This window comes from Cyanobium sp. NIVA-CYA 375 (assembly GCF_056108345.1).
In genome coordinates this window covers 1-5,010 of sequence record NZ_JBSYHW010000114.1, presented here as the reverse complement: position 1 = coordinate 5,010, position 5,010 = coordinate 1, and the positions used below count along the sequence as shown (strand labels likewise).

The window sequence follows — 5,010 nt, the reverse complement described above, 5'->3', positions numbered from 1 at the left end:
GCGTTCCGCACCCCGAACGCCACAGGTCTTGATGGCAAGGATCTAGCCCTTTATGAGCTGATCTGGAAGCGCACCGTTCCTTTTTCCAGTTTTATCGTCGGGCGCCAATTAAGCAGCATTTCGGCTTGTTCGATGTCAGGTTGTCTCCGTTGAGGGTCGTCAATCGGTAGAGTCCTATAGATTAGGTTAAGTGCAGGATTTATTAGTGTTCGTATGCGGTCGGCAAGATCGTAGATAGTTATTTCATGTGGATTGCCCAAATTTACTGGCCCCTGGACCTCGCTGTTCATCAGCGCTACCAGTCCGTCAACTAGATCGTCGCAAAAGCAGAAGCTACGGGTTTGTTGCCCAGTTCCATGTAAAGTTAGTGGCTTACCTTGCAGTGCTTGTGTGATGAAGTTTGTTACCACCCGGCCGTCTGAGCTTCTCATTCGTGGCCCATAGGTGTTGAAGATGCGAGCTACTGCAACCGATACATCGTGCGTCCTCGCATAGTCATAGCAGAGTGTTTCCGCCATGCGCTTTCCTTCGTCATAGCAGGCGCGTGGACCGGCGCAATTTACGTTGCCAAAGTATGTTTCTGCTTGTGGCGAGACCAGGGGATCGCCGTATATCTCGCTGGTTGAGGCAAATAGAATGCGGGCGTTGCAGCGTTTGGCGAGCCCCAGCATGTTGAGTGTCCCCAGCACGCATGTTTTTGCGGTCGTAATTGGATTACGCTGATACTGCAGTGGTGATGCTGGGCATGCAAGATGCCAGATTAGATCAATATCTATTCTTAGTGGTTCGACGATGTCGTGACGGATGAGCTCAAAGTGTGGATTACCCAGCCATTGAGCTATGTTGCTGCGGGAGCCTGTATGGAAGTTATCAACACAGATAACTTCCGTATTCGGAAAGTTCATCAACCTGTCTATCAGATGAGATCCGATAAACCCGGCACCGCCAGTCACGAGGTGACGCATTGATCTGTATGTAGTAATGCGTCCGTAATGTATTGGTTTTGCGCGGACTTTTATGTTGTGGCTGCTATATTGATGTAGTTGTGCTGCGATTTGCTGCGTATGAGCGGTTTTTTGTCTTAGCAGTACCTGCGGGTAGCTCAACCAAGGTGTATTTGATGTCTGCCGTGTATTCGATGTCTGATTCGCTTAATCATGCAAAGGCATCTCGGAGGGATTGATCTGCTTAAACCGCAGTTTCTGCTCCCCTACCTCGCCGCTCACATCCACCGTGATGGTGTGGGCGCTAGTGAACATGCCAGCAAGGATACCCTTGGCGATTGGTGTCTCCAGTTCACGTTGGATGGCCCGCTTGAGTGGACGAGCGCCATACACCGGGTCGTAGCCAACACCAGCCAGCCAGTCGAGAGCAGCGGCATTGAGCTCAAGCCCAAGCTTTTTCTCGTCAAGTCGCCCGGCCAGTCGCTGCACCTGCAACTCCACGATTCGACGCAATTCCTCCTGCCTCAGGCTGTGGAAGATGATCGTCTCATCCAGTCGGTTGAGGAATTCAGGGCGGAAGTGGGTTCGCAGGGCTTCGTTTACCCGGTCCTCCATCTCGCTGTGGCGGCTTGGGTCGCCTGCTAGATCAAGGATCGAGGCACTGCCGATGTTGCTGGTGAGGATCAGCACCGTGTTGGTGAAATCCACAGTGCGGCCCTGGCCATCGGTGACGCGGCCGTCATCGAGGATCTGCAGCATCACGTTGAACACATCCGGGTGGGCCTTCTCCACCTCGTCAAACAGGATCACCGCATAGGGCCGGCGCCGCACTGCCTCGGTGAGCTGGCCGCCTTCCTCGTAGCCCACGTAGCCAGGAGGCGCTCCGATCAGCCGACTCACGGCGTGCTTCTCCATGTATTCGCTCATATCGATGCGCACCATTGACTCCTCAGAATCGAACAGCTGGGCTGCCAAGGCTTTGGAGAGCTCGGTTTTGCCCACGCCGGTTGGACCTAGGAATAGGAAACTGGCGATTGGCCGGTTGGGATCGCTTAGGCCGGCCCGGGATCGCTGAATGGCGTCGGCCACGGCGGTAACGGCTTGCTGCTGGCCGATCACTCGGGTGTGCAGCTCGTCCTCCAAGTGCAGCAGCTTGTCCATTTCGCTCTGCACCAGTTTGGCCACCGGAATGCCGGTCCACTTGGCGATCACCTCGGCGATGTCATCTTCGGTGACCTCCTCGCGCAACAGCGTTTTGTCACTGCCGCTGGCATTGAGCTCTGCCTCCTTGGCAGCAAGCTTTTTATGCAGCTCTGCCAGTGTGCCGTATTCGAGCTCAGCTGCCTTGTTCAGGTCGTAGTTGCGTTTGGCCTGCTCCACCTGCAGCTGCACCTGCTCGATCTCCTCTTTAATTGCACCAAGCTCATCGATCGAGCTCTTTTCGGCCTGCCACTGGGCATTAAGGGTGCTCTGTTGTTCGCTTAGATCGGCCAGCTCCTTTTCAAGCCGTTCGAGCCGATCTTTGCTGGCGACATCTGATTCGCGCCCCAGAGAAAGTTTTTCCATCTCCAGTTGCAGGATGCGGCGATCGAGCTCATCGATCTGCTCTGGCTTGGAGGTGATCTCCATTTTCAGTCGCGCCGCCGACTCATCCATCAGATCGATCGCTTTATCGGGTAGAAAGCGATCGGCGATATACCGACTACTCAGTACCGCTGCCGCCACCAGGGCATTGTCGGCGATGCGCACCCCGTGATGCACTTCATAGCGTTCTTTCAGACCGCGCAAAATCGAAATGGTGTCTTCCACCGTGGGCTGATCCACGAACACCTGCTGGAAGCGACGCTCTAGGGCTGGATCCTTCTCGATGTGCTGGCGGTGCTCATCGAGGGTGGTGGCGCCGATGCAGCGCAGCTCGCCTCTGGCCAGCATCGGTTTGAGCAGGTTGCTGGCATCCATGGCGCCGCCGCTGGCACCGGCTCCCACGACCGTGTGGATCTCATCGATGAACAGCACGATCTGGCCCTCGGAAGCCGTTACCTCCTTGAGAACGGCCTTGAGCCGCTCCTCAAACTCGCCGCGGTATTTGGCTCCAGCGATCAGGGCGCCCATATCCAGCGACACGAGCTGACGGTTTTGCAACGCCTGGGGCACGTCGCCATTGACGATGCGCTGGGCCAGACCCTCCACGATCGCAGTTTTACCTACGCCGGGCTCGCCGATCAGCACCGGGTTGTTCTTGGTACGGCGGCTGAGAATCTGAATGGTGCGACGAATCTCTTCATCGCGGCCGATCACTGGGTCGAGCTTGCCCTCGCGGGCAGCAGCCGTGAGATCGCGGCCGTATTTTTCTAAGGATTCGTAGGTGCCTTCGGGGTTCTGGTCGGTCACGTTTTGGGATCCACGGATAGCTTGCACGGCCTCCTTGAGCATGGCGGCATTGGTGCCTGCTTGGGAAAGCAGCTGCTTGCCGCAGCGGTCGTCGATCGCCAGGGCCAGCAGCAGGTGCTCGATGGCGATGTAGCTGTCGCCGTAGGCCTCCTTGAGGCTGCCTGCCTGATCGAGCACGGCATTGAGGCCCTTGCCCAGGTAAACGTTGTCTGGGGGGGCGCTCAGCTTTGGCTGGCCGGCGATAAAGGCCTCCACCTTCTGGCTAAGGGTGCCCACATCAACGCCGGCCTTTTCCAGAATGCGTCCGGCCAGACCCTGCTGCGCCAGTAAGGCCGCCAGCAAGTGTTCGCATTCCATCTGCTGCTGGCGCCGCTGCTGCGCCAATTGTTGGGTCGCCACCACGGCAGCCCAGGCTTTTTCGGTGAATACTTCGGCGGTGGGATGCATGGTGACTTCCCTCTTTGGAGCTGTTGTATAAACGGTATTCCTGATCACAAAAACCAGCTGCGAGGAGAACCGAACGAATCGATTCGGTCCTCCCCAGAGCTGGTGGGAAACCGTCAACGCGGCCTGGCGTTGTAATCAGGCAGCTGAATCACGCCGGCCTCGGCGCCGCACATGCGCAGCGGACAGCCATCCGCTCCATACACCGCGTCGGCGGGTGATAGGCAGCCCATTGCGTTCTTGGCTTGCACCTGATTGGGCTGGATGCGCCGGGGCTGGAGCAGTTTCTGGCTGCCGGGCACCACCAGGGGACAGGGGGGCTTAGGCAAGCCCTGAGCCCGAGCCTGACCTTGGATGCATCCCAGCAGACCAGCCACGGCGATGGCGATTCCCAGCAGCAGTCGCTTCGGGGGCGAGGGGGTATGGGCTGCCATGCCGATGAATTAGTTCAGACTGCTCCCACTCTGGCCCCCGCATGGGGGATTGCTGCCGTGAACGACACCTGGAACGAGCCGTTGATTGAGCAACTGGCTGCTGAGTCGCGGGAGTTTGATGGTACGGGTCGGGATCCGGAGCGCAACTGCTGGCTGGCCGTGCATCGGTATGTGCACGGTGTGCTTCCCAGCGAATACGACATCCGTGAGGTTCCGGAGGAGCTTTATCTGGCCGTGCTCGAGGCCAGGAAACAAGAACAGGTGTAACGGGCCTGATGAAAAAGCCTGGCGGCAGAGAGGGCGGCAAGACCATATGGTGATTGTGTTGTTAATTAAATGATGCTGAGACTGGTCAGCGCTCCACTGAATCCTGTGATTTCTGCGATGGAATCGCTGTTGGCGTTTAAGCCGGCGGTGCCATCGTTGAGGGCTAGGAAGGTGCGGGTCCCCTGGTTTGGATCGTTTAGCTGAAGGTGGCGGCGCCAAAGCGGGCGAAGTTCCCCGTTGTCTGAACCAGCTTGATGGCGATGGCGGTGAGGGTGTTGCCCACAACCGCAGTGCCAGAGATAGTGAAAATCACATCGCCTTTATCTACCAGTGGCATACCGACGGACTCACTAGTGGCTTCTTCGTCGAAGCCCTGCAGATCCTTGTAGCGAACAATGACCCAGATCAGTTTTCCTTCAGCGGTCGAGTGGACGGAGAAGGTGGGGTCCGCTCCAGGGCTGCCTAAAAGTGTGATCAAGGAGCGCTCCCGGTGGTTTCCACCCCTCCCAGCGCCAGAATTCCCTTGATGT

5 protein-coding genes and 1 pseudogene are annotated in these 5,010 nt (G+C 57.4%); 1 reads left to right on the top strand and 5 read right to left on the bottom strand.

The genetic code is table 11. The features are described 5' to 3' along the window. Positions 1–50: 50 nt before the first annotated feature. The 3 genes from AC01FP_RS16030 to AC01FP_RS16020 form a co-directional block, all read right to left on the bottom strand. A complete protein-coding gene (locus tag AC01FP_RS16030) occupies positions 51–965 on the bottom strand; it encodes a UDP-glucuronic acid decarboxylase family protein (RefSeq protein WP_474481671.1) in 915 nt (304 codons plus the stop codon). 186 nt (positions 966–1,151) lie between these two features. Continuing rightward, entirely contained in the window at positions 1,152–3,782 is a 2,631-nt protein-coding gene (clpB, locus tag AC01FP_RS16025) for an ATP-dependent chaperone ClpB (protein WP_474481670.1), read from the bottom strand. 113 nt (positions 3,783–3,895) lie between these two features. After that, entirely contained in the window at positions 3,896–4,213 is a 318-nt protein-coding gene (locus AC01FP_RS16020) for a hypothetical protein (protein ID WP_474481669.1), read from the bottom strand. 57 nt (positions 4,214–4,270) lie between these two features. On the opposite strand from AC01FP_RS16020, the gene AC01FP_RS16015 reads away from it, so the two are divergent. Continuing rightward, positions 4,271–4,480 (top strand): hypothetical protein, encoded by a 210-nt coding sequence (locus AC01FP_RS16015; RefSeq protein ID WP_474481668.1) that lies wholly within the window; start codon positions 4,271–4,273, stop codon positions 4,478–4,480. Positions 4,481–4,545: 65 nt separating this feature from the next. Here AC01FP_RS16015 and AC01FP_RS16010 read toward each other — a convergent pair. Beyond that, a pseudogene (locus AC01FP_RS16010) lies at positions 4,546–4,650 on the bottom strand (bluetail domain-containing putative surface protein); the annotation flags it as partial. Between the two features lie 26 nt (positions 4,651–4,676). Beyond that, a partial coding sequence (locus AC01FP_RS16005; RefSeq protein WP_474481667.1) for a hypothetical protein occupies positions 4,677–5,010 on the bottom strand: 334 nt, incomplete at its 5' end.

What these genes read in the sequence shown, in the direction of transcription:
- AC01FP_RS16020 (WP_474481669.1), bottom strand. Translation starts at nt 4,213, where the DNA reads ATGGCAGCCCATACCCCCTCGCCCCCGAAGCGACTGCTGCTGGGAATC.
- clpB (WP_474481670.1), bottom strand. Translation starts at nt 3,782, where the DNA reads ATGCATCCCACCGCCGAAGTATTCACCGAAAAAGCCTGGGCTGCCGTG.
- AC01FP_RS16030 (WP_474481671.1), bottom strand. Translation starts at nt 965, where the DNA reads ATGCGTCACCTCGTGACTGGCGGTGCCGGGTTTATCGGATCTCATCTG.